The sequence below is a fragment of the Hyphomonas sp. genome (assembly GCF_041398385.1).
Taxonomy (GTDB): Bacteria; Pseudomonadota; Alphaproteobacteria; order Caulobacterales; family Hyphomonadaceae; genus Hyphomonas.
Genome location: NZ_JAWKUW010000003.1, coordinates 60,633 through 80,311, shown reverse-complemented (window position 1 = coordinate 80,311; position 19,679 = coordinate 60,633). Strand labels below are relative to the sequence as shown.

The 19,679-nt window shown below is 62.2% G+C and carries 18 protein-coding genes; 10 read left to right on the top strand and 8 right to left on the bottom strand.

Translation table 11 applies throughout. The features are described from left to right. Positions 1–23: 23 nt before the first annotated feature. From R3C13_RS07440 to R3C13_RS07425, 4 genes are all read left to right on the top strand, one after another. Positions 24–1,742: an SUMF1/EgtB/PvdO family nonheme iron enzyme gene (locus R3C13_RS07440; protein WP_371310185.1), complete on the top strand. Its 1,719-nt coding sequence runs from the start codon at positions 24–26 to the stop codon at positions 1,740–1,742. Next, positions 1,739–2,140 (top strand): hypothetical protein, encoded by a 402-nt coding sequence (locus tag R3C13_RS07435; RefSeq protein WP_371310184.1) that lies wholly within the window; start codon positions 1,739–1,741, stop codon positions 2,138–2,140. Before R3C13_RS07440 ends, R3C13_RS07435 begins: the two co-directional genes overlap by 4 nt. A gap of 3 nt (positions 2,141–2,143) precedes the next feature. Further along, on the top strand, positions 2,144–3,526 hold the full coding sequence (locus R3C13_RS07430) for a hypothetical protein (protein ID WP_371310183.1): 1,383 nt from the start codon (positions 2,144–2,146) through the stop codon (positions 3,524–3,526). A gap of 70 nt (positions 3,527–3,596) precedes the next feature. After that, on the top strand, positions 3,597–3,806 hold the full coding sequence (locus R3C13_RS07425; protein WP_371310182.1) for a DUF3126 family protein: 210 nt from the start codon (positions 3,597–3,599) through the stop codon (positions 3,804–3,806). 4 nt (positions 3,807–3,810) lie between these two features. Here R3C13_RS07425 and R3C13_RS07420 read toward each other — a convergent pair whose 3' ends face one another. Both R3C13_RS07420 and xseA read right to left on the bottom strand, forming a co-directional pair. Next, a complete protein-coding gene (locus R3C13_RS07420) occupies positions 3,811–4,239 on the bottom strand; it encodes a hypothetical protein (protein ID WP_371310181.1) in 429 nt (142 codons plus the stop codon). Positions 4,240–4,473: 234 nt separating this feature from the next. After that, on the bottom strand, positions 4,474–5,871 hold the full coding sequence (gene xseA / locus R3C13_RS07415; RefSeq protein ID WP_371310180.1) for an exodeoxyribonuclease VII large subunit: 1,398 nt from the start codon (positions 5,869–5,871) through the stop codon (positions 4,474–4,476). Positions 5,872–5,979: 108 nt separating this feature from the next. On the opposite strand from xseA, the gene purD reads away from it, so the two are divergent. Next, positions 5,980–7,275, top strand: a complete 1,296-nt coding sequence (gene purD, locus R3C13_RS07410; RefSeq protein ID WP_371310179.1) for a phosphoribosylamine--glycine ligase — start codon at positions 5,980–5,982, stop codon at positions 7,273–7,275. Here the strand turns inward: purD and R3C13_RS07405 are convergent. From R3C13_RS07405 to R3C13_RS07390, 4 genes are all read right to left on the bottom strand, one after another. Next, the gene (locus R3C13_RS07405) at positions 7,272–9,137 is read right to left on the bottom strand and encodes an ABC-F family ATP-binding cassette domain-containing protein (protein ID WP_371310178.1); all 1,866 of its coding nucleotides are present in this window, start codon (positions 9,135–9,137) and stop codon (positions 7,272–7,274) included. The genes purD and R3C13_RS07405 overlap by 4 nt on opposite strands. Positions 9,138–9,640: 503 nt before the next feature. Then, entirely contained in the window at positions 9,641–10,405 is a 765-nt protein-coding gene (locus tag R3C13_RS07400; protein ID WP_371310177.1) for a hypothetical protein, read from the bottom strand. A 145-nt stretch (positions 10,406–10,550) separates the two neighbouring features. Beyond that, positions 10,551–11,141, bottom strand: a complete 591-nt coding sequence (locus tag R3C13_RS07395) for a murein L,D-transpeptidase catalytic domain-containing protein (RefSeq protein ID WP_371310176.1) — start codon at positions 11,139–11,141, stop codon at positions 10,551–10,553. Further along, positions 11,138–11,326, bottom strand: coding sequence for a hypothetical protein (locus R3C13_RS07390; RefSeq protein WP_371310175.1), 189 nt, complete (start codon positions 11,324–11,326; stop codon positions 11,138–11,140). The genes R3C13_RS07395 and R3C13_RS07390 overlap by 4 nt, the downstream gene beginning before the upstream one ends. Before the next feature lie 115 nt (positions 11,327–11,441). Between R3C13_RS07390 and R3C13_RS07385 the strand changes: the two genes are divergently transcribed. The 5 genes from R3C13_RS07385 (at position 11,442) to R3C13_RS07365 (ending at position 17,065) form a co-directional block, all read left to right on the top strand. Continuing rightward, positions 11,442–12,530, top strand: a complete 1,089-nt coding sequence (locus tag R3C13_RS07385; protein WP_371310174.1) for a phosphotransferase family protein — start codon at positions 11,442–11,444, stop codon at positions 12,528–12,530. Further along, the gene (locus R3C13_RS07380; protein ID WP_371310173.1) at positions 12,527–13,759 is read left to right on the top strand and encodes an MFS transporter; all 1,233 of its coding nucleotides are present in this window, start codon (positions 12,527–12,529) and stop codon (positions 13,757–13,759) included. The genes R3C13_RS07385 and R3C13_RS07380 overlap by 4 nt, the downstream gene beginning before the upstream one ends. A gap of 52 nt (positions 13,760–13,811) precedes the next feature. Then, positions 13,812–14,723 (top strand): hypothetical protein, encoded by a 912-nt coding sequence (locus R3C13_RS07375; RefSeq protein WP_371310172.1) that lies wholly within the window; start codon positions 13,812–13,814, stop codon positions 14,721–14,723. 59 nt (positions 14,724–14,782) lie between these two features. Next, positions 14,783–16,075 carry an amidohydrolase family protein gene (locus tag R3C13_RS07370; RefSeq protein ID WP_371310171.1) on the top strand — a complete coding sequence of 431 codons (1,293 nt, stop codon included), beginning with the start codon at positions 14,783–14,785 and terminating at the stop codon, positions 16,073–16,075. 123 nt (positions 16,076–16,198) lie between these two features. Next, the gene (locus tag R3C13_RS07365; RefSeq protein ID WP_371310170.1) at positions 16,199–17,065 is read left to right on the top strand and encodes an OmpA family protein; all 867 of its coding nucleotides are present in this window, start codon (positions 16,199–16,201) and stop codon (positions 17,063–17,065) included. Positions 17,066–17,178: 113 nt separating this feature from the next. Here R3C13_RS07365 and R3C13_RS07360 read toward each other — a convergent pair whose 3' ends face one another. Both R3C13_RS07360 and R3C13_RS07355 read right to left on the bottom strand, forming a co-directional pair. Continuing rightward, positions 17,179–18,249, bottom strand: coding sequence for a DUF2855 family protein (locus tag R3C13_RS07360; RefSeq protein ID WP_371310169.1), 1,071 nt, complete (start codon positions 18,247–18,249; stop codon positions 17,179–17,181). Between the two features lie 59 nt (positions 18,250–18,308). Beyond that, positions 18,309–19,640, bottom strand: a complete 1,332-nt coding sequence (locus R3C13_RS07355) for a cytochrome P450 (RefSeq protein ID WP_371310168.1) — start codon at positions 19,638–19,640, stop codon at positions 18,309–18,311. Positions 19,641–19,679 lie beyond the last annotated feature (39 nt).

The following is a 19,679-nucleotide window of genomic DNA, read 5'->3' as shown; positions in this document are numbered from 1 at the left end:
CTCAAGGGAAGGGGACCCGCACCATGCTTCGCCTTGTTTTGCTTGGCTTTGTAGGCGCTGTCTGTTCGCTCGTCGCGCTGGCCGATCCGGCGCCGCCGCAGCGTTTTGCGCTGGTTATCGGAAATTCCGACTATCATCAGCCCGCCTGGAAGCTTTCCAATCCGGAGAATGATGCACGCCTCATGGCAGATGCGCTGAGCGAAGTGGGCTTCCAGGTAAGCGTTCTGCTGAATGGCACAGAGGCGCAAATGGAAGAGGCGTTTGCGGCACACGGTGCGCGCCTCAAGGCGGCTGGCACAACGTCGGTCGGTCTCATCTATTATGCAGGGCACGGGGTCCAGTCTCAGGGCCTTAACTATCTTGTCCCGGTCGACGCCAATGCCCGTTCCGAACAGGACATCTGGCGCCAGGCACCGCGCCTCGGAGATGCGCTGAGATACGTGGAAGATGCCGGAAATTCCGTGAACTTCGTGATCCTCGATGCATGCCGCGACAATCCCTTGCCGAGCGCCACGCGCAGTGCCGGTGGAGGCCTCGCAGAGGTCAAGCCTGCGCGCGGATTATTGATATCCTATTCAACTGCCCCCGGTTACGTGGCGTATGACGGCGATGGATCGAACTCGGCCTTTGCCGTCGCCCTGTCGCAAACGATTTCGCAGAAGAACCTGATCGCCGAGCAGGTGTTCAAGCGGGTCGCCGACAGTGTGAACGCAGCGACCGGCGGCCTTCAGACGCCCTTCTACAATTCAGGTCTCACAGGCGCGGATTTTTGCTTTGCCGGGTGCAGTGGCGCCCCGGTACCGGCGCCGGCGGAGATTTCCGGCTCTGTGCTTTCGAGCCGCTTGCCGGCTGGTACGAGGTCCACAGCCGGACCGGACGCAGACGGACCCGCCATTCCCAAATTCAACGAAGTTTCGTCGATGTTGCGGATGGCGGCCTTTTCGGCAGCGATGACGAGTGCTGAAGTGGAGCAGCGCAAATTCAAGGATTGCGCGGCCTGCCCGGACATGGTGGCAATCCCGGCAGGCTCGTTTCTCATGGGGTCGCCGGAAAGCGAAGCCGAGCGAAAGGGGACTGAAGGTCCGCAATGGCAGGCGAGCGTGGGTGTTTTTGCTGCGTCTGCGACAGAGATTACGTGGGCTCAATTGGATGCCTGTATTGCCGATGGCGGTTGCGCCGCAAACAAGGCCCGCGCGGAAACGCGGTCGGAACAGTGGACACGCGGCGCGATGCCCGTCGTTAATATCACGTGGCCCGAAGCGATGGATTATATCCGTTGGCTGAATGAACAGGTTGACGGGGAGCCCTATAGGCTGCTCAGCGAGGCGGAGTGGGAGTATGCGGCCCGGGCCGGAACGGCCACCGCGTTCAACACGGGTGATACGCTCAGCGACAAGCAGGCGAACTTCAATGCCGGGCGCCAATACAATGGCAGCGCGAAGGGCACATGGCCACGCCAGCCCATGCCGGCGGGACATTATCCGGCCAATGCGTTCGGGCTGCATGAAATGCACGGCAATGTGGCAGAATGGACGGCGGATTGCTGGTTCCACGATTATCTCGGCCGGGCAGGCAATGCTAATGTCGAGGACAAGACCGGATGCCGCACACGTGTTGTGCGTGGCGGTTCATGGGAGAAGGTTCCCTCCTATGTCCGGTCGGCAACGCGCGATTCCTATCCGGATACAGGGCGCGACGATTCAATCGGCTTTCGGGTGGCGCGGGATCCTGATCCGGCATGATCAATTCCATCAGCCCCCTGATCGGAACGCACCGGGAAGCCCTGAAGGCGGAATCGCGTTTCAACAGGTATATCCTCGTCGGAGCGATGCTTGCAGCACTCATGGCGTTCAGCATTTTTCTGATGACCTTTTTCGGGGACTATCCACTGCCTGTTGGCGAAAGGATCTTTGCCAATAATCCGGAACGAATCCTTGGCGCATCCAATTTCTTTGTCGCCACGGCGATCGGCACCGCCCTCAAGATGTGGCGGACACGCCAAACCCGGATCAAATTGCTTATCGCCGAGGCGTTCATTCGCGAAAACGACGAAGACACCGGTATGCGGCTTTTGCTCGAGCCCATGTTCGGCGCGGGCGTCTGGAAGGGCGCGCGTGTGAAGCCCATGGAGGGAATATAGGACATGGACGCTGGGAACGATAATTCGCGCTCGCCGGTCTCCTCGTTAGACCTGTTGATGGAATTGCAGGGCGAACAGAACGCATTTCGCTTCCTGATGCGCGCGCTCGCCGCTTTGCTGGCCACAGCTGCCGTGATCGCGGTGGGAAGTGTTCTATACTTCTACTTCGAACTACAGGGGCTTAGGTCGGAGTATGCCCGGCAAGCCCAACTTAATGAAGTGAACTTGCGGATCGTCGCGGGTGAAGCCAGCCGCCAGCGCGAATCCACGCAGGCGCAGCTTGTGGCGATCCGTGAGGAAAATGAATCGGCGCGGAGGCAAGCGGAATTGTCGCGCGAGCTTCAGCAGGCCGGGTCGGCGCGTCAGATTGCCGGATACAAGGATCAGGCCGTCGCCATTGCCCGCGATCATATTTTCGGCAAGCCGATGAACGAGGTCACTTCGCAAGTCGTTTCGATGGTGCTCCGCGCCGATCAGTCTGGTTCTGTCAGTCTGCTGACGGAGCCGCAGCGCATTCTGATGCAGGCCGCGCTCGATGATTGGGGGGGGCAGGTCGATTCGACAACTGTTCGAAACCGTTTTCAGGAATTGCTGGATGAACACGGCAACCTTGAGGACCAGGCGATTGGGGCTGCGGGGCTGGCCATGCTTGAGTATCGCAAGGCGAACGGAAACTCTCTTAGCTGGAACCGTGGCTGCTCGACCGTGGTCGACTATGTCAATCAGGCGGGCGCGCGTGACCTGACAGAGCCCATGCTGCTCCTGTGGAAAGGGCAATGCCTGCGCAAACGTGGCGACGCCCTTCTGGCGTACCGGTCCTTCAGTCAGGCCGCGCGCCTTATGGAACAGGATTCGCAGGATATAACGCTGGAGCAGTCCCAACTCGCGCATCACGGCGTCGGGACCACGCTCATCGCTCTGGCAGCACAGAATCAGTTGCCTGAAGGGCGTGAGCGCAACGAAGCGCTGCAGGAAGCCCTCTCGGAGCTCCGGATCGCGGCAAAAGTCAGGGCCGACCGGGGCGCAACGAGAGTCGGCGTAGCGTACACGGAAGAAAATATGGGCTTTATTTTTATCATGGAAGAGGACTGGCCTGCTGCACTCGCGCATACCGAATCCATCGATCAGATACTGCCCCTGGCGTGGAATTTAACGGTTCGGAACATCGCGGCTCGCGAGAATGAAAAAGCCCTGAGGAAAGCTGGCGCCAGCCGGGCCTCTGTCGAGGAAATGAAACGCATCCAGAATGATACGGCCATGGTGCTGTCGCTGATGGATTGCGGCCAGATCGACAAGGCCGAACTGATGCGGCTGCTGCCGGAGAGATATGGCGAGGCCGTTGACGAATTGGCGGCACATTGTCTGGCTGAATCCGGCGGAATCTGAACGCAGCGTCACGGTTGCGCGGGCGGCCAAAATGTCTAGGGTGCGGCCGCTGATGGAAAGGATATCCGCAATGGATCGCGAAGAAACGCTGCGCCTCGAAGCGTACCTCAAGCAGAAGCTCAATCCCGGCCTGCGCTTGCTGCCGCGGGACAAGACCGATGATTCTGTCGAAGTCTATCTCGGCGCGGAGTTCCTGGCCGTCGTCTACAAGGATGTGGATGAGGGTGAAGTCTCCTACCAGTTCCAGATGACGGTCCTGGCAGAAGACCTCGAAGCCTAGGCACTCAGAAGGGCAGCGGCTGGACATCAGGCTCCACCCATTCCCGCCGTGCCTTGAAGCTGAATACACATTCCCTGCTCCAATAGGTGAAGATCCAGTCAGGCTTTCCGTAGGGGCCCGACATAAGATTTGCCAGCACAACATGAAGCGGCGTGCCAAAGGAGGCGCTGGCGATTTCATGAGACGCCGCGCGAAGCGATGCGACCGTGATGGTCTCATGATACCCCTCGCTGTCGGTGTTTCGTCCGCCTACTGCTTCATTATAAGCCCGGATCATTCCTGGCATGTCACGCCGCGCTACAGCCTCGTTTTCGGCAATCAGGCACAGAGCGACAGCCCAGTGGGCGGCGTGGGTCCATTTTGCTTTTGGCAGGGTGCGGTTGCGGAAAGCTGCTGTCAGGGCTGCGATTTCGGTGTCGGATTTGAAAGTCATCTTTTGGTCCTCGGGGGGTTGGCGGGGCCAAAACAAAAGCCCCGCCGGGTGGCGGGGCTTGTTGGCCGGATGCGCTGTGACTGCAGGGTCAGCAGGGCGTCAGGCAGGCACAAGCGCGCGCCGGCATATGAGGCCGGACCTGTTGTTGCGTGAGGGCAGTGCGCTTGAGCATAGTCGGGGAATACAGACAGATGCCCTGTGGGACAAGCTGCGTCCGATGCGGCAATATTGACGTCAGAACAATGACCCCTGTGTGCCTTTAGAGGGTGATTTCCGTGACTTTGGATGCGTTTCTGAGCCGCCGGATGCCGGTACAACATCAACATCGCCATCCGCGAAGGTGACCCTCAGGGCCTCCGCGCTTGCGGCGGGCGCGGCGGAGCGGACGAGGCGGCCCTTGTCATCGCGCACGATCGCGAACCCCCGGCTAAGCGTCGCCTGATAGGACAGGGTTTCGAGCAGCTTGCCCTGTGCGGCAAGTGCCGTTGCGCGCTGCAGCATTAGGCGCGTGAGCGCCGGGCGCGCGCGGACGGCCACATCGCGCAGGCGCTGTTTAGAGGTGCGGATTTCACTGCGCAGGCTGGCCGGGCTGAGCGCCAGATGCGAGAGGCGCACACGAGCCTTCTGGGTGAGTGCAAGGGCGGCGCGGGGCAGCGTGGCGGCGGCGTAGTCCAGCCGCTGGCGTTTCGACTGCAACAGGGTTTCCGGCCGGGGCAGGCGCGCGGCGGCGAGTTTGTCCTTCGCCTGGCCGGTGCGGCGGGCGAGGGCGCGTTTCAGGCGCTCGCCCTGCTCGCCGGTCTGCAGGAGCAGGTCTTGCCTTACCGGCACGGCGATTTCGGCAGCGCCCGTCGGCGTCGGCGCGCGGGCGTCGGAGACATAGTCGATCAGCGTCGTGTCGGTCTCGTGCCCGACGGCCGAGATCAGCGGGATCTCGCTCTCGAAGGCGGCGCGGACGACGATTTCCTCATTGAAGGGCCAGAGATCCTCGATGGAGCCACCGCCGCGGGCGACGATCAGCACGTCCGGGCGGTCCGGCCCGGTCATGGCATTGAAGCCGCGGATGCCGGCGGTCACCTGCGCGGCGGCCTGGTCGCCCTGCACGAGGGCCGGCCAGACGATGACGCGGACGGGGAAGCGGTCGCGGATACGGTGGAGGATGTCGCGGATGACGGCGCCCGTGGGGCTGGTCACCACGCCGATGGTGCGCGGCAGGAAGGGCAGCTGCTTCTTGTGCTCGGCCGCGAAGAGGCCTTCTGCGGCAAGCTTCTTCTTGCGCTCCTCCAGAAGGGCCATCAAGGCGCCTGCGCCAGCAGGGCGCATGGAAGAGGCGATCATCTGGTAGTTCGAGCGGCCTTCGTAGATGGAGAGGCGGCCGGTGGCGATGACTTCGAGGCCTTCCTCCGGCCGGAAGGGCAGCCGGTCGACCTGGCCTTTCCACATGACCGTATTGAGGACGGCCTTCTCGTCCTTCAGGTCGCAATACATGTGGCCGGAACGGGCGATTGTGACGCGGCCAAGCTCTCCACGCACGACGACATGGTCGAAATTCGTCTCGATCGTGCGTTTCAGGCTTGCCGCCAGATCGGAGACGCTGAGGGCGGCATCGTTGGAGGGGGCGGGTGCATCGGACATGGACAGTGTTTTGGACGGGGTTGCAGGCAGGGGCAAGGCCTCGCGGCTGCCACGGTTCGCGCCATTCCGGCTTGCACAATCCGGCCAACCCGCGCATTGAGCGGGCCCATGAACATTCTCTTGATCGGATCGGGCGGGCGGGAACACGCGCTCGCATGGAAGATGGCCCAGTCGGGCCTGGTGGACGTGGTGCACTCCACGCCGGGCAATCCCGGCATGGATGAGGAGGGGCCGTGTTTCGACGTGGCAGTTACCGACGTCGACAACCTCGTAATGCTGACGCTGCAGCTTGAGCCGGACCTGGTCGTGATCGGGCCCGAGGCGCCGCTGGCGGCGGGCCTGTCCGATGTGCTGCGGGCGAGGGGCTTCGACGTGTTTGGGCCAAGCCAGCAGGCGGCACAGCTCGAAGCCTCCAAAGCCTTCTCCAAAGGCCGGATGAAGGCTTATGGCGTGCCGACGGCGGCCTATGGCGAGTTCACCGAGCCAGGCCTCGCCAAGGCCTTCCTGCGCACAATGGAGGCGCCGTATGTGCTGAAGGCGGACGGGCTTGCAGCCGGCAAGGGCGTAGTGATCGCGCAGTCGCTGGAAGAGGCCGATGCCGAGATCGAGGACATGCTGTCCGGCAAGTTCGGCGATGCCTCCGCAACGCTCGTGATCGAGGAATTCATGCATGGCGAGGAAGCCAGCATTTTCGTCATCACCGATGGCGAAGGTGCGATCTACCTGCCGGCGGCACAGGACCATAAGCGTGTCGGCGATGGCGATACCGGGCCGAATACCGGCGGCATGGGCGCCTACGCGCCGGCGCCGGTGGTGACGCCCGACATCATGAGCCGGGTGAAGCGCGAGATTGCCGAGCCGATGCTGAAAGGCATGTCGAAGGACGGTATGCCGTATCAGGGCGTGCTCTATATCGGCGTAATGGTCACGGCGGAGGGGCCGAAAGTCGTCGAGTTCAATGCCCGCTTCGGCGACCCGGAATGCCAGGTGCTGATGAAGGGGCTGAAGGGCGACATTGTGCCGGCCATTCTTGCTGCGTCGACCGGCGGCCTTGCCGGTAACGAGGCAGCGTTCGAGGGGCTGCTGGAACTTGACGCATTCGAGCCATCGGCGACGGTGGTGATGGCCGCGCAGGGCTATCCGGGTACGGTCGAAAAAGGCTCGGTCATCAAGCATGTGGGCAAGGCCAATGACTTGCCGGGTGTCAAAGTGTTCCATGCCGGCACCGACATGAACGAAATCGGCCTGCTGACGGCGAATGGCGGGCGCGTGCTGAACGTGACGGCGAGCGGGTCAACCTTACGCGAAGCCATCGATCGGGCCTATGCCGGCGTTGACGCCATCGACTGGCCGGAAGGCTTCTGCCGCCGCGACATTGGCTGGCGCGCGTTGGAGCGCGATTAGGCCGAGGCTGCTTCCAGCGCCTCGGCGGCCTCGAGCCAGGCAGCTTCGGCGATCGCTGCGGCGTCGGCATGGCCCGCGCGGTCTGCGAGAAGTCTTGATACTTCATCCGGAGACGGGTTTTTGTCGGCAAGCGTCGCATCTATCCGGGCGATCGCTGCGTTCGCCTTTTCCAGACGTTCTTCCGCCTCTCGCGCCTGTTTCTTAAGTGCTGACAGGCGCTTGCGTGCTTCCGGGTCTTCCTGTTTCGGCGCAGCCTGCTTCGCTTTTGCCTCCTTCGCTTCGGCGCGGTCGGCCTTCATGACGAGGGCGCGATAGTCTTCGAGGTCGCCGTCATAGGTGACCGCGCGGCCGTCCTTCACCAGCCACAGCCGGTCTGCCGTCGCCTCGGCGAGGTAGACATCGTGGGTGATCAGCAGGACAGCGCCGGGAAAATCGTTGAGCGCGTAGATCAGTGCCTCGCGGCTGTCGATGTCGAGGTGCGAGGTCGGTTCGTCGAGGATTAGGATGTGCGGCGCACTGTGCGACATGAGGCCGAGCAGCAGGCGGACTTTTTCGCCACCTGACAGCTTCTCGACTTTGGTCTCTACCTTCTCGGCGGAGAAGCCCATGGCCGCGGCGGCGGCGCGCACTTTTGCGGGCGGTGTTTCCGGCGGCAGGAGACGGCGGACGTGATCGAGCACCGTGTCGCCTTCGGTGAGTTCGTCGAGTTGGTCCTGCGAGAAATAGCCGATGCGGACGGCCTTTGGCGTGACGCGCTTGCCGCCCATGAGAGGCAGGCGCTCGGCGATGGATTTGACCAGCGTGGTCTTGCCTTGTCCGTTGGCGCCGACAATCGCGATGCGATCGTCCGGGTCGAGACGAAGGTTTACCTTTTTGAGGATCAGGGCGTCATCGCCATAGCCGAGGTCGGCATCCCGCAAATCCAGCATGGGCGGTGCGAGCTTGTCTGCGGGTGGCGGGAAGTGGAAGGGCGTCGTGCGGTCGGAGACCGGGATGGAGATGTCCTGCATCTTCTCCAGCATCTTGATGCGGGACTGGGCCTGGCGCGCCTTGGAAGCCTTGGCGCGGAAGCGGTCGACAAAGCTCTGCAGGTGCGCGCGCTCCTTCTCTTGTTTCACCTTCTGGGACTCGAGCTGGGCAAGCTTCGCCGCGCGCTGCTTCAGCCAGTCGTCATAGCCGCCCGGCGTGATGGAGAGCTTCTTGTGTTCCAGCGCCATTGTATGCGTAACGCACCGGTTCAGCATTTCCCGGTCATGGCTGACCATGATGACTGTGTACGGATATTTCTTGATGTAGCCTTCCAGCCAGGCGGCTCCTTCAAGATCGAGATAGTTCGTCGGTTCGTCCAGCAATAGGACATCCGGCTGCGAGAACAGGACGCCGGCAATCGCGGCGCGCATGCGCCAACCGCCCGAAAATTCTTTTGTTGCGCGGCCGAGGTCCACGTCCGAGAAGCCGAGGCCATGTAGCACTTCCGCCGCGCGCGCTTCTGCCGACCAGGCGTCGATGTCGGTCAGGCGTTCGTGGATTTCGCCGATGCGGTTGGGGTCGGTCGCGGTCTCTGCTTCCTGCATCAGGGCGTGGCGTTCGGCGTCGGCCGCGAGGACAACGTCGAGAATGGTCTGGTCGCTCGCGGCGACCTCCTGCGCGACCCAGCCGAGCCGGGCGCCGGTGTTCAGGCGAATCGCGGCGTCAGCGCTCGGGTGTTCGACGTCTTCGCGGATCAGGCGCAGCAGGGTCGATTTGCCGGTGCCATTGCGGCCGACAAGGCCCACTTTCCAGCCGGCAGAAACCTGCGCCGAGGCAGATTCGAACAATGGCCGGGCTTCGACCTGGTAATCGAGGTTCGTGATGGTGAGCATGGCCGCGGATGTAACGGTCTGCCGGGCGAAAGCAAGTGCGGCGCATCAGGCCGGAAAGGTGAGCCCGCCATGCCGATCCGGGGAGGCAAGGGAAGGGATGGCATGGCGGGCGACTCGCTTCGTTCGTGGTCGAGGGGGGTAAACCACAGCGAACATGACCTGTCCTAATTGGGTCACGACAATTGAACGTGGCAATTACGGGGTTCCGTCGCAGCGAACGGCGATCTGTCCGAAGTTTAAGAAATGGCTCGCGGTAGGCGTGGAGAGCGGTCCGCCGTGCCATCGGCGGGGTGGGGGTCTTGGGATGGCACGGCGGGCCTTGCGCCGTTCGATGTTCCAGAGGGGGGAGGGAAACGGTTTCGAACGGCGGCTCTCGTCCGAATGATATGGCGCAAAGCCCGGCGCATTCCCAGCCCTCTCACAGGAATGTGAGACGTGTAGAAAGTTTAATGAAAGTAGGGCAATGCGATGTACGCGACGGCCCGTTCGCAAGGCACAAAAAGTCATTGCGACGCAGGATGAGCCGTCGGTCCGCCCAGCGTTTCAAGGTCTTCCTCAATGCGGGCACGCAGGACGCGGGTAACAGCGGGAAGCGCTGCCTGCCAGCGCTCCCATGTGTAGAAGGATTTGTTCAGCATATTGTCCTTGCAGGCCTCGCTGATCGGGACGGTAAGTTCGAGCTGCCGTTCCGGGCGGGAGTAATCCATGCCGACATATTTGACGATAGAGTCGGTTGATGCGCCCACCCGCAGCAAGGGGTTGTTCTGAGCCCGCTCTTCCAGCGGGATCAACTCGATGAAGTCCGCCTCGCGGAGGAAAACGTCCATCAGGTTGCGTGTGTCAGCCAGCCGTGTGCGCAGGATTTCGGGCTGCTGGGCGAGCAGGATGGGAGAGCTTGTCAGGTCATCGAGCGCATTGGTGCGCAGCTTGAGGCCGCTCGTTCCCATAAGGCCGCGCAGGCCTTTGCGGATCAGATCCTCATTCTCCGGCGTGTCTTCGCACGTCTGCAAAGCATCGAACGCCTTGCCGATAATGACGAGACGCAAATTGGCTTCCGCGTCGACCGTGTCGAGCGTTGCGAGATTTGTGACGATCTCCGAACGGTAGCGGTCAAGGGCGTGAAGATAGGATTCATGCTCCCGTCGGGCCGTGTTCCAGTTTCCAAGCTGGACGCCGATGAACACGCCGAGCACGACGATGAAGAAGTCGAGGACAACGGCAAACCAGTTCTGGCTTTTGACGTTTTCAGTCAGGCGACGGAGGATCATGTCTGATTGTCCTCGAGCAAGCCCCGTTTCAGCTCAAGCGAAAGATGTGCCGGCAACTTCAGATGCATGCTGGTTTCCCCACCTGGTAACCAGCTTTCACCTTATGAATTTTTGGGGCCCTGACAACATGATGCCCGGTGGGACGTTACTTGCCGACGAAGACCAGCGTCCGCTCAGGCACTGCTTTCAGGAAGGTCGCAAGGTCTGCTTTCGAGAAGACGATGCAGCCATTGGAGCGGCCGAGCTTGCCCCATTGTTGCAGGAAGGTCGGCTCGGCATAATCTGCTGCATGAATGACGATAGCGCGATCCCGTGCGTTGGCATTGGTCTTGTCGAGCCCGTCGAGGCGGATCGAGCGGCCATGCTTGCCAATATATTCCTCGGCAATGAGGTAGGCCCCCTGAGGGCTGGCGGACGAGCCGGGAACATCTGAAAAGCTGTCGAGGAATCCATCATGGTCGGGGTCCGATCCGGACCCGTGCGCGGCGCGGAAGGCTTCTTCCACGAGGCCGGTTTCGAGATTCACAAGGTAGGCACGCGGTTCGCTGGAGCGGCGCGCATAGTCGACGATGAGGAGGCGGCTCGCATCCGCCTCGGACCTGTGGGTTTCGAGCGCCGCCAAGGCCCTGCCGAGCAGGTCCGGGCGGATGAGATGGTCCGGATCGAGCGGGATCGCCCGCGCCGGGGCGGCCAGCGGAAGCGTCAGGAGAGCAAGCGATGCGATGCGCGCGATCATGCCGGGTCATGCCTTTGCGTTGCGGCAAGCAGGCCGGGCGTGCGGCCATGCCTTCCAACGCCATGATGGTCCGGAATAGCCGAAATAAGCAAGCGCCAGATGAACATAAGGGCCATGCCTGCAAGCCAGAAGCTGGCTTTTGCCAACAGTAGCATCGTGTCGGGCAGCGTATCGGGCCGTTTCATGGTCTCACCTCGGGCAGCGTTGGCCGGCCCTCGCGGACGTTGCGGCAGGCCTTGGCGCCGCTGGGCCGGTGAGTATGGTGTAATCAATGAAACTGGCACAAATGAGGGCAGGAACATGGCCGAAGCACCGAACGCACAGGATATGTTCACCGGAACCAAGACGGTGGTGGAGTCTCACAGATTCGACGAATCCGCCCTTGAGCGCTGGATGGAAGCCCATGTCGAGGGCTATGAGGGCCCGCTCCAGGTGCGCCAGTTCAAGGGGGGGCAGTCGAACCCGACTTACCAATTGGTAACACCGAACAAGAAGTACGTGCTGCGCCGCAAGCCGCCCGGCAAGCTGTTGCCCAGCGCTCATGCGGTCGACCGGGAGTTCCGGGTGATCTCGGCGCTCTATCCGCTTGGGTATCCGGTCGCGCGGCCATACGGGCTGTGCGAGGACGATTCCGTGATCGGCACGATGTTCTATGTGATGGACATGGTGGAAGGGCGCATCCTGTGGGATGGCACCTTGCCGGAATACGAGCCGGCAATGCGCCGCAAGATCTATGAGGCCAAGTGCAAGACCTTCGCGGACCTGCACAATGTCGACTGGCGCAAGGCGGGCCTCGAAGGATTCGGCAAGGAAGGGGATTATGTCGCCCGGCAGATCCACCGCTGGACGAAGCAGTACAAGGCGTCCGAAACGATCCACATTCCGGAAATGGAGCAGCTGATCGACTGGCTGCCGAAGAATATCCCGGCAGGAGACACGACGACGATCGTCCATGGCGACTACCGCCTCGACAATATGGTGTTGCACCCGACCGAGCCGAAAGTCATCGCCGTGCTGGACTGGGAACTCTGCACGCTGGGTGATCCGCTGGCGGACTTTTCCTACCACCTGATGAACTGGGTGATGCCGCCGGGAGATTCCTCGCGCGGGTCGATCATGGCGATCAAGGACCTTAAAGCCTGGGGTATTCCGACCATGGAAGAGTATGTCGCGATGTACTGCGAACATACCGGGCGGAAAGGCCTGCCGGAGCTCGACTATTATTTTGCCTATAATGGCTTCCGCCTCGCGGGGATCCTTCAGGGGATCATCGGCCGCGTCCGCGACGGCACGGCAAACAGCGCCCATGCCGAGTCGAATGCGGCGCGTGTCGTTCCGCTCGCCAAATTCGCGGCGGAGTATGCGCGCCGGGCCGGGATGCCGGGGTGACGACGGCGCCAGAGGGGGATCCACCCGAAGCAGACGGCAGGCGCCTGCTAAGCCGGCGGGACGTTTTTCTGCTGGCCGCCGCCAGTGCCGTGGTGACAGCCAACGCCTATTATATCCACCCGATCATCGCCCTCGTTGCCAAGGACTTCGGCGTATCGCCTTCTGAAATCGGACTGGTGCCAGCGCTCAACCAGATCGCGCTGGCGATCGGCATCTTCGTGCTGCTGCCACTCGGGGACAGGTTCAGCAATCGCCGCCTGGCCACCATTTTCGCGGCGAGCCAGTTTGTCGGGTTGCTGGTGATGGCGGTGGCCTCCGATTTCACGCTGTTTGTTGCCGGGTCGACCTTCCTCGGCTTTGTGACGATCACGCCCTATCTGCTGCCGGCCTATGCATCGAAGCGCGTGGAAGCCGGCAGGCTGGGGCAGGTGACGGCAACGCTCACGACGGGGGTGATTACCGGCATCCTGATTGCGCGGGCGGGGGCCGGCTGGGTCGGGGAGCATTTGGGCTGGCGCGTCGTCTACGTCATTGCCGCCTGCCTCATGCTGGTCGTGACCCTTTTGTTGCCCCGGATCATGGATGAGCGCGAAAAATCGGCAAAGGCGGTTGAGACCAGCAATTACGGGAAACTGGTTCTCTCGGTTATCCCGATCGTCAGGCAGCATCCGGAAGTCCTGCTGTCTGGCGCCATACAGGGCCTCGGCTTTGGCATATTCCTGTCGGTCTGGCTGGGGCTCGGCCTGCATCTCACCAGTCCGGAAATGGGGTATGGCGCGGATGTCGTCGGCTATCTGGCGGCGGTATCCTTGCTCAACCTGTTGACGACGCCGGTCATGGGCGCATGGGCGGATCGCATCGGCCCGAGGCGCGCCCGGTTTTTCGTGTCGCTTGTTCAGTTTTCCGGCGTTTGCCTGCTTGGCATGTTCGGGGACAGTCTGTGGCTGTTGCTGGGACCGATCATCCTGATGAATGTGGTTGGCCCGGTCGTCGACATCACCGGGCGTATGACCTTTCTCAACCAGCCGCCCGGCGTGCGTACACGGTTGATGACGGCGTATATCGTCCTGATGTTCATTGGCGGTGGTTTCGCCAGTTGGGGCGCGACGACCGCTTACGAGAACTGGGGCTGGCACGGCACGACGATGCTGACGCTCTGTATGTCGTCACTGGTCGTTCTTCTGTCATTCCTGGCGATGCGGTTCGCGCCGAAAGATGCCAAGGCGTGAAGGGGTGACGGGGCGCGGCGAAGGTGGCACTCTTGCAGAAAAGGGAGGGGGCATGAGTGATGTGATCCAGGGGCCGCTGCGCGCGCCCGCCCAGATGCTGGCCGACCAGACCTATGACGGGCACAAGAGCCTGCACGACGATTCCGAAGCCGAGCGGCTGGGCATCAAGGCCGGGCCGATCGAGGGGCCGACCCATTTCCAACAATTCGTGCCGCTGTTTGCCGACGTTTGGGGCGATGCCTGGTTCGAGCGCGGCTGTATCAGCTGCCATTTCCTGAACATGGTGTTCGAAGGCGAGAAGGTCCGTGCCGAGATCGACCGACCGGCACCCGGCGCAACGCGGACACTTGCGCGGGCGTTCAAGGAAGATGGAACGCCTGTGCTGGAAGCAAGCGCCAGCCTTGGCCCGGATCATGGCGAAACACTGCTGGAAGCCCGTATGGCGAAGCTGCGTCCGCCGGAGCATCTGGTGATCCTTGAAGACATGCGGGTCGGGTTGACCGGAGCCGGTGACGAGACGGTGTCCATGGCGGCGGACCAGCATATGGGCGGCCTGTATCCCTTCACGCTGAATGACAAGCTGAAGGTCATCACTGAGCCGCATGCGATGTATTCCGATGCGTCTGCCTCGCCGTGGGGCAAAGCGGTGCTTCCGCTGGAGCTGGTCAGTGTGATCGGGAATTACACCAGCCGGCAATCGAGATTTCCAGTGAAACAGCCAGCCATCGGATTGTTCGCCGACCTGCAGGTCAAAATGGTCAATGGGCCGCTGTTCGTGGGCGAAACGTACATTCTGCGCCGCGAAGTCGTGGCCCTGTCTGAAAGCCGGCGGGCGGAGAATTACTGGATACGGACCAGATTCTTCGACGCATCGGGCGACAAGCTCATCGCCGAAATGCTGCTCAATCACGGTGTGCTGAAGGCGAGCTATCCGCATTACCCCGCCGACCGGCTGCCGGCATGAAATTCGAGTCGCCCCAGCAGGGCGAAATACTCGCCAGACCCTTACCCCGGAGTGACACGATGTTTGGAATGCAAGTGAAGTTTGCCGCAGTCGCCGGCCTGGCTTTGGGATTGGTGGCAAGCGCGCAGGCACAGGATGCCGTGATCCATGCGGGCTACCTGCTCGCCAAGCCCGGAGAAGGTTATCTCCGCAGGCAGACGATCCTTGTTGAAGACGGGCGCATCGTTTCGGTCGAAGCGGGTTACAAATCCGGCCCGAAGGGCGTCCCGGTAATTGAGCTGCGCAATTCCTATGTGCTGCCGGGCCTGATCGACAGCCATGTGCATATCACTAGCGAGAATGGTCCGGACGACCGGATCAAGACGTTTGAGGATACGACCGTCGACCAGGCGTTCGACGGGGCTGGCTATGCCTACAAGACGTTGATGGCTGGCTTCACCACGGTTCAGGATGTCGGCGGCAGCAACGACGCGGTGTTCGGACTTCGCGATGCCATCGCAAAAGGCAGGGTGCCGGGCCCGCGCATCCGGGCGTCCGGTCAGCCGATTTCGGTGACGGGCGGCCATGGCGACATCAACGGCTATTCGCCCGCCGTGATGGCCCTCTTCACCGGAACGAGTATCTGCAACGGGGCCGACGATTGCCGCCGCGCGGTGCGTCAGCAGGTCAAGGAGGGGGCCGACCTCATCAAGATCACGGCGACGGGCGGTGTACTGTCGAACACGCGAGCCGGTCTTGAGCAACAGTTCAGCGATGACGAACTCGCGGCAATTGTGGAAGCCGCGCATGCGATGGGCCGGAAGGTGACGGCGCATGCGCACGGCAAGGGCGGCATCGAGGCGGCGCTGCGTGCGGGCGTCGATTCCATCGAACACGGAACCTATACCGACGACGAGACAATCGCCTTGTTCAAGGAACACAATGCGACGCTCGTGCCGACGGTCCTGGCGGGGGCGACCGTGACGGGCTGGGTGAACGAGCCCTGGCTGCCGGAGGCCAGCCGCCGGAAAGCCGCGATTGTTGGTCCGCTGATGCAGGACATGCTGCGCCGGGCCCATGAAGGCGGGGTGTCGGTGGCCTTCGGGACCGATACGGGCGTGTCTAAACATGGCGACAATGCGCAGGAATTCGCCCTGATGGTCGGCGCTGGCTTCACGCCGGAAGAGGCGATCCGCGCCGCGACGGTTGTCGCCGCAGACCATGTCGAGATGGCTGCGGACATCGGGTCGATCGAGGCCGGGAAGTTGGCCGACATCATTGCCGTCGACGGCGACCCGCTCGAGGACGTCACCGAACTCGAAAGCGTCGATTTTGTCATGAAAGGCGGGGTCGTCTACAAAGGGGCGCGTTAAGGCGCCAGGGCCGCGATCTCGCCCCTCCCGCGAAGGTTTTTGACAAGGCTTTCCAAAGGTTGGATTGTCGAGGCCGGATTTGGGCGCCGCATTGCGCCCGCAAGAACCGGCAAGGGGTAAGACATGGTTCGAGGTCATCGCATCCTGATCGGCGCTGTTTCAGCGGCTGCGGTGCTGGCGTTCGAAGGCTGCTCGAATGGAGGTGACGCCGCAGGGCAAAAGGAGGCGTCCGCCGACGCCGCCACCGAGTGCGTGCCTTTGACGGAAGGCTATTACCTGTTCCAGAATGGCAAGTTTGTCGCCGCGCCGGCGCCTCAGGTCCAGGTGGTTGAGCGGACGGTGACGGCGCCCGGCAGCTGGTCCAGCGAACTCGAAAAGGGATTTGCGGAGCTCGGTTTCCCATGGATGGGCCTGCGTGTGCGGGACCGTATCGCAACGCTGACGGGCACAGCACCCGACCTTGCCGCGAAGGAGCGCGCCTTTGCTGCCGGCGAAGCGGCCATCAAAGGCGATGCGACCGGTGGCAGCGACATCAGCCTGATCGTGGACGCGATCTCGGTTGAAGGCGGCGAGGCCGGTGTCGGTGCGGGGCTCGCCGAGCTGTCGGCCAGCGACCTTTCGCTGACCGCCTGCCAGCGTGCCTTTGTCGAGACGATGGAAGGCCGCAATATCGAATTCGAACTCAACAAGGCCGCGATCTCGCCAGCCAGCGCGCGCCTGCTCGATGCCGTGTCAGGCGTGGCAACCCTCTGCAGTGCCTACAGGATCGCGATTGAAGGGCACACGGACTCCCGGGGGTCCGATGACTACAACCTTCAGCTGTCGCAGGAGCGTGCGGATGCGGTGAAGCAATACCTCGCAGATCGGGGCGTCGATGTGTCGGCGATCAGCGCAACCGGCTATGGCGAAACGCGCCCAATTGATCCGGCCGAAAATCCGGCGGCATGGGCGAAGAACCGCCGCACGCAGTTTACCGTTTCGGCCCGCTAGAGGCTGGCTCCGGTTCCCTCCAGGCGAGGGAATAAGCAGGAAGGACGGGAAAGCCCCGGACGGTCAAACCGTCCGGGGCTTTCTTCATTACGCCGGGTACTTCGCTTCAAGGCTCAGGGCGACAGGATCAGGCCGGTCGATGGGCTGACGGCCGCGTCCAACGTTTCGTGCCAGGCGGCATCAATGGCATCCGGCCCTTTCATTTCCTTCGGCTGCAGGAATGCCTGAGACGCGCGATAGAACCCCATAAGCGACTGGGCGAGCTTTGCATTCAGCACATCTGCGCCCAGCGTCTTTGCCCGGTCGGCAGCATAGGTCGGCACAAAGAAGAATTCCGGCTGCGGATCGGGCAGGGCGATCGGCGTGCGGTTGCCTTCCCAGTCTGTCACGCCGATGACGATGCTGCGCACGAGCCGGTCGCGAAGGGCGTTGTGCACGTCGGCTGTCAGCGATGGGCGGCCCAGGAAGTCGACAAAGGCCGTAAGCCCGCGCGCGTGCAGCCGGTCGACATCGGCGTAGGTGCGCACCCGGCCATAGAGACCGGTCGATTCGACGAACTCCCGGTTGCCCTCCGAGGTCAGCGCCAGCGTATCGACGCCGCCCCGGAGCTTCAGGCAGTGGGCGAGGGCAAGCGCGGTCTTGGAGGAGGCGGACGAGATAACAACGGTTTCCGGCACCGGTTCTCCGGTTTCCATGAGTGCATCGTCGATCATCCACCCGGTCATAAAGAGGGGCCGGAACAACATCTGCTGCGCCTCGTAGGCTGCGTCATATGACGGGTCGGCTGAGGTGAAGATGTAGGTATTGTAGATGGGGGCCATGGCCTGACGGTGTGCCACGCCATCGACAAAACTTGCCTTACCGACCTTCACGGGCTGAACGTCGAACTCATCCGAGATCGGAAGGTAACCATAGACGCGCTGGCCTACATCAACCCCCTCGACGTTTGACTGGGTCACGGTCGCAAAGCCCCAGACGGGAACGCGGCCGAAGGCCGGGTCGGCCGCCGGAAAGAAGTTCCAGTACTTCATCGCCTCGCCGAATGTCGCATAGGTGACATTGTTGGCGGTAAGGGCAAACGCCTCGACCTTAAGTCGCGCATGCCCCGCGGCTAGCGGCGGCGGATCCTGCTTTGCCCAATGCACATCGCGGAGGTCGTCGCGGCGGATGAGAAAATCGTTCATTCAAAGTCCCCTGATTCGGGCAATACGCGCCCTGACTCGCCTGTAGGGGGTATGTCGGCTCAGGTACCGAGGTCAACCATCAGGCTTGAAATGGCGTGAACGAAATTGTTGGGAGCAATTGTCTGCTCGCCCGTGCATCGCACTTTCGGGAACCGCCCCAGTATCTGCCTGTAGGCAGCCTCCAGCTGCATATTGGCCACCCGCTGTCCAAGGCAGACATGCGGGCCATTGCCGAAGGAGAGGTGTTCCTTTGCATTTTCCCGTTCAATGTCAAACCGGTGCGGGTTAATAAATTTGGCCGGATCCCGGTTCGCCGCGGGATAGTACATGACCACTTTCTCTCCCTCGGCGATGGGTTGCCCGCCGAGTTCCGTGTCCTGCGTGGCGGTCCGGCGCATATAGGTGACGGGCGTCACCATCCGGATGGCTTCGTGGACGAAATTCGGGAACAGGTCCGGGTTCGCCATCAGCTTTTCTTTCTGATCGGCAAATTCCGTCAGCAGGCGCATTGTGCCGGACAGGGAGTTGCGGGTCGTGTCGTTGCCTGCGAACACGATGAGCAGCCAGGATCCGTCCAGGAATTCCGGGCTGAGCGGCTTGCCGTCAATTTCGACATTGGCGATCGCCGACAGCAGGTCTTCCTTCGGCTCGCGGCGGCGTTCCGCGAGGATGTAGCGGCCATAGTCGAACATCGCCTGGATCTCGGTCATGAAGGCCATGATCTGCTCTGGCGTGACATTTCCAAGGCCTTCCTGCTGGGCCTGATACTGTGAGGTTTCGAGGAAATGCATCCAGTGGACGAGCTTTGGCCGGTCTGCCGCCGGTACGCCAAGGATTTCGCACAGGGTGAACAGGGGAAGCTCTGCCGAGAACATCTCCACCATGTCCACGACGGGGCCCTGCTTTTCCATCGCGTCCAGAAGCTCCGTAACTTGAACATCGACCCGTTTCCGGAGTTCCGCAACAAAGCCGGGGCGGAAGAAATGCATGTGCTCCATGCGCAGCGGCGTGTGATAAGGCCGGTCCAGATTGATCAGGCTGTTGAGGCTGGACGCGTGTAGCAGCGGGTGGCGCGGCTGGTCCGGCAGGCCATAGGTCATGAGAATGCCGCCGCGCTGCGATGAGAATGTCGCCGGATCGACCTCCACTTTCTTGACGAGATCGTATGAGGTCACTGCCCAGAACCCGGCCGCATTCTGCTCCGGATGCCACATGACGGGCGCGTTTTCCCGCATCGCGGCAAAGGCGTCATGGGTGTAGCCGCCATTGGAGGAAAAGACGGTTGGGTCGGTCAGGTCGACCGGCGGAGCGAAGGCGTGCACCGGCGTCGCCCTGGGTGCATGGGGCGGCACTTCCTGCTGGTACGTCTCGGTCACATTCTCAAGGGACATCGGGGCCTCCATTGGCGTCTGCCGCAGGAAGCCTCTTCG

What these genes read in the sequence shown, in the direction of transcription:
- R3C13_RS07440 (WP_371310185.1), top strand. Translation starts at nt 24, where the DNA reads ATGCTTCGCCTTGTTTTGCTTGGCTTTGTAGGCGCTGTCTGTTCGCTC.
- R3C13_RS07435 (WP_371310184.1), top strand. Translation starts at nt 1,739, where the DNA reads ATGATCAATTCCATCAGCCCCCTGATCGGAACGCACCGGGAAGCCCTG.
- R3C13_RS07430 (WP_371310183.1), top strand. Translation starts at nt 2,144, where the DNA reads ATGGACGCTGGGAACGATAATTCGCGCTCGCCGGTCTCCTCGTTAGAC.
- R3C13_RS07425 (WP_371310182.1), top strand. Translation starts at nt 3,597, where the DNA reads ATGGATCGCGAAGAAACGCTGCGCCTCGAAGCGTACCTCAAGCAGAAG.
- R3C13_RS07420 (WP_371310181.1), bottom strand. Translation starts at nt 4,239, where the DNA reads ATGACTTTCAAATCCGACACCGAAATCGCAGCCCTGACAGCAGCTTTC.
- xseA (WP_371310180.1), bottom strand. Translation starts at nt 5,871, where the DNA reads ATGTCCGATGCACCCGCCCCCTCCAACGATGCCGCCCTCAGCGTCTCC.
- purD (WP_371310179.1), top strand. Translation starts at nt 5,980, where the DNA reads ATGAACATTCTCTTGATCGGATCGGGCGGGCGGGAACACGCGCTCGCA.
- R3C13_RS07405 (WP_371310178.1), bottom strand. Translation starts at nt 9,137, where the DNA reads ATGCTCACCATCACGAACCTCGATTACCAGGTCGAAGCCCGGCCATTG.
- R3C13_RS07400 (WP_371310177.1), bottom strand. Translation starts at nt 10,405, where the DNA reads ATGATCCTCCGTCGCCTGACTGAAAACGTCAAAAGCCAGAACTGGTTT.
- R3C13_RS07395 (WP_371310176.1), bottom strand. Translation starts at nt 11,141, where the DNA reads ATGATCGCGCGCATCGCATCGCTTGCTCTCCTGACGCTTCCGCTGGCC.
- R3C13_RS07390 (WP_371310175.1), bottom strand. Translation starts at nt 11,326, where the DNA reads ATGAAACGGCCCGATACGCTGCCCGACACGATGCTACTGTTGGCAAAA.
- R3C13_RS07385 (WP_371310174.1), top strand. Translation starts at nt 11,442, where the DNA reads ATGGCCGAAGCACCGAACGCACAGGATATGTTCACCGGAACCAAGACG.
- R3C13_RS07375 (WP_371310172.1), top strand. Translation starts at nt 13,812, where the DNA reads ATGAGTGATGTGATCCAGGGGCCGCTGCGCGCGCCCGCCCAGATGCTG.
- R3C13_RS07370 (WP_371310171.1), top strand. Translation starts at nt 14,783, where the DNA reads ATGTTTGGAATGCAAGTGAAGTTTGCCGCAGTCGCCGGCCTGGCTTTG.
- R3C13_RS07365 (WP_371310170.1), top strand. Translation starts at nt 16,199, where the DNA reads ATGGTTCGAGGTCATCGCATCCTGATCGGCGCTGTTTCAGCGGCTGCG.
- R3C13_RS07360 (WP_371310169.1), bottom strand. Translation starts at nt 18,249, where the DNA reads ATGAACGATTTTCTCATCCGCCGCGACGACCTCCGCGATGTGCATTGG.
- R3C13_RS07355 (WP_371310168.1), bottom strand. Translation starts at nt 19,640, where the DNA reads ATGTCCCTTGAGAATGTGACCGAGACGTACCAGCAGGAAGTGCCGCCC.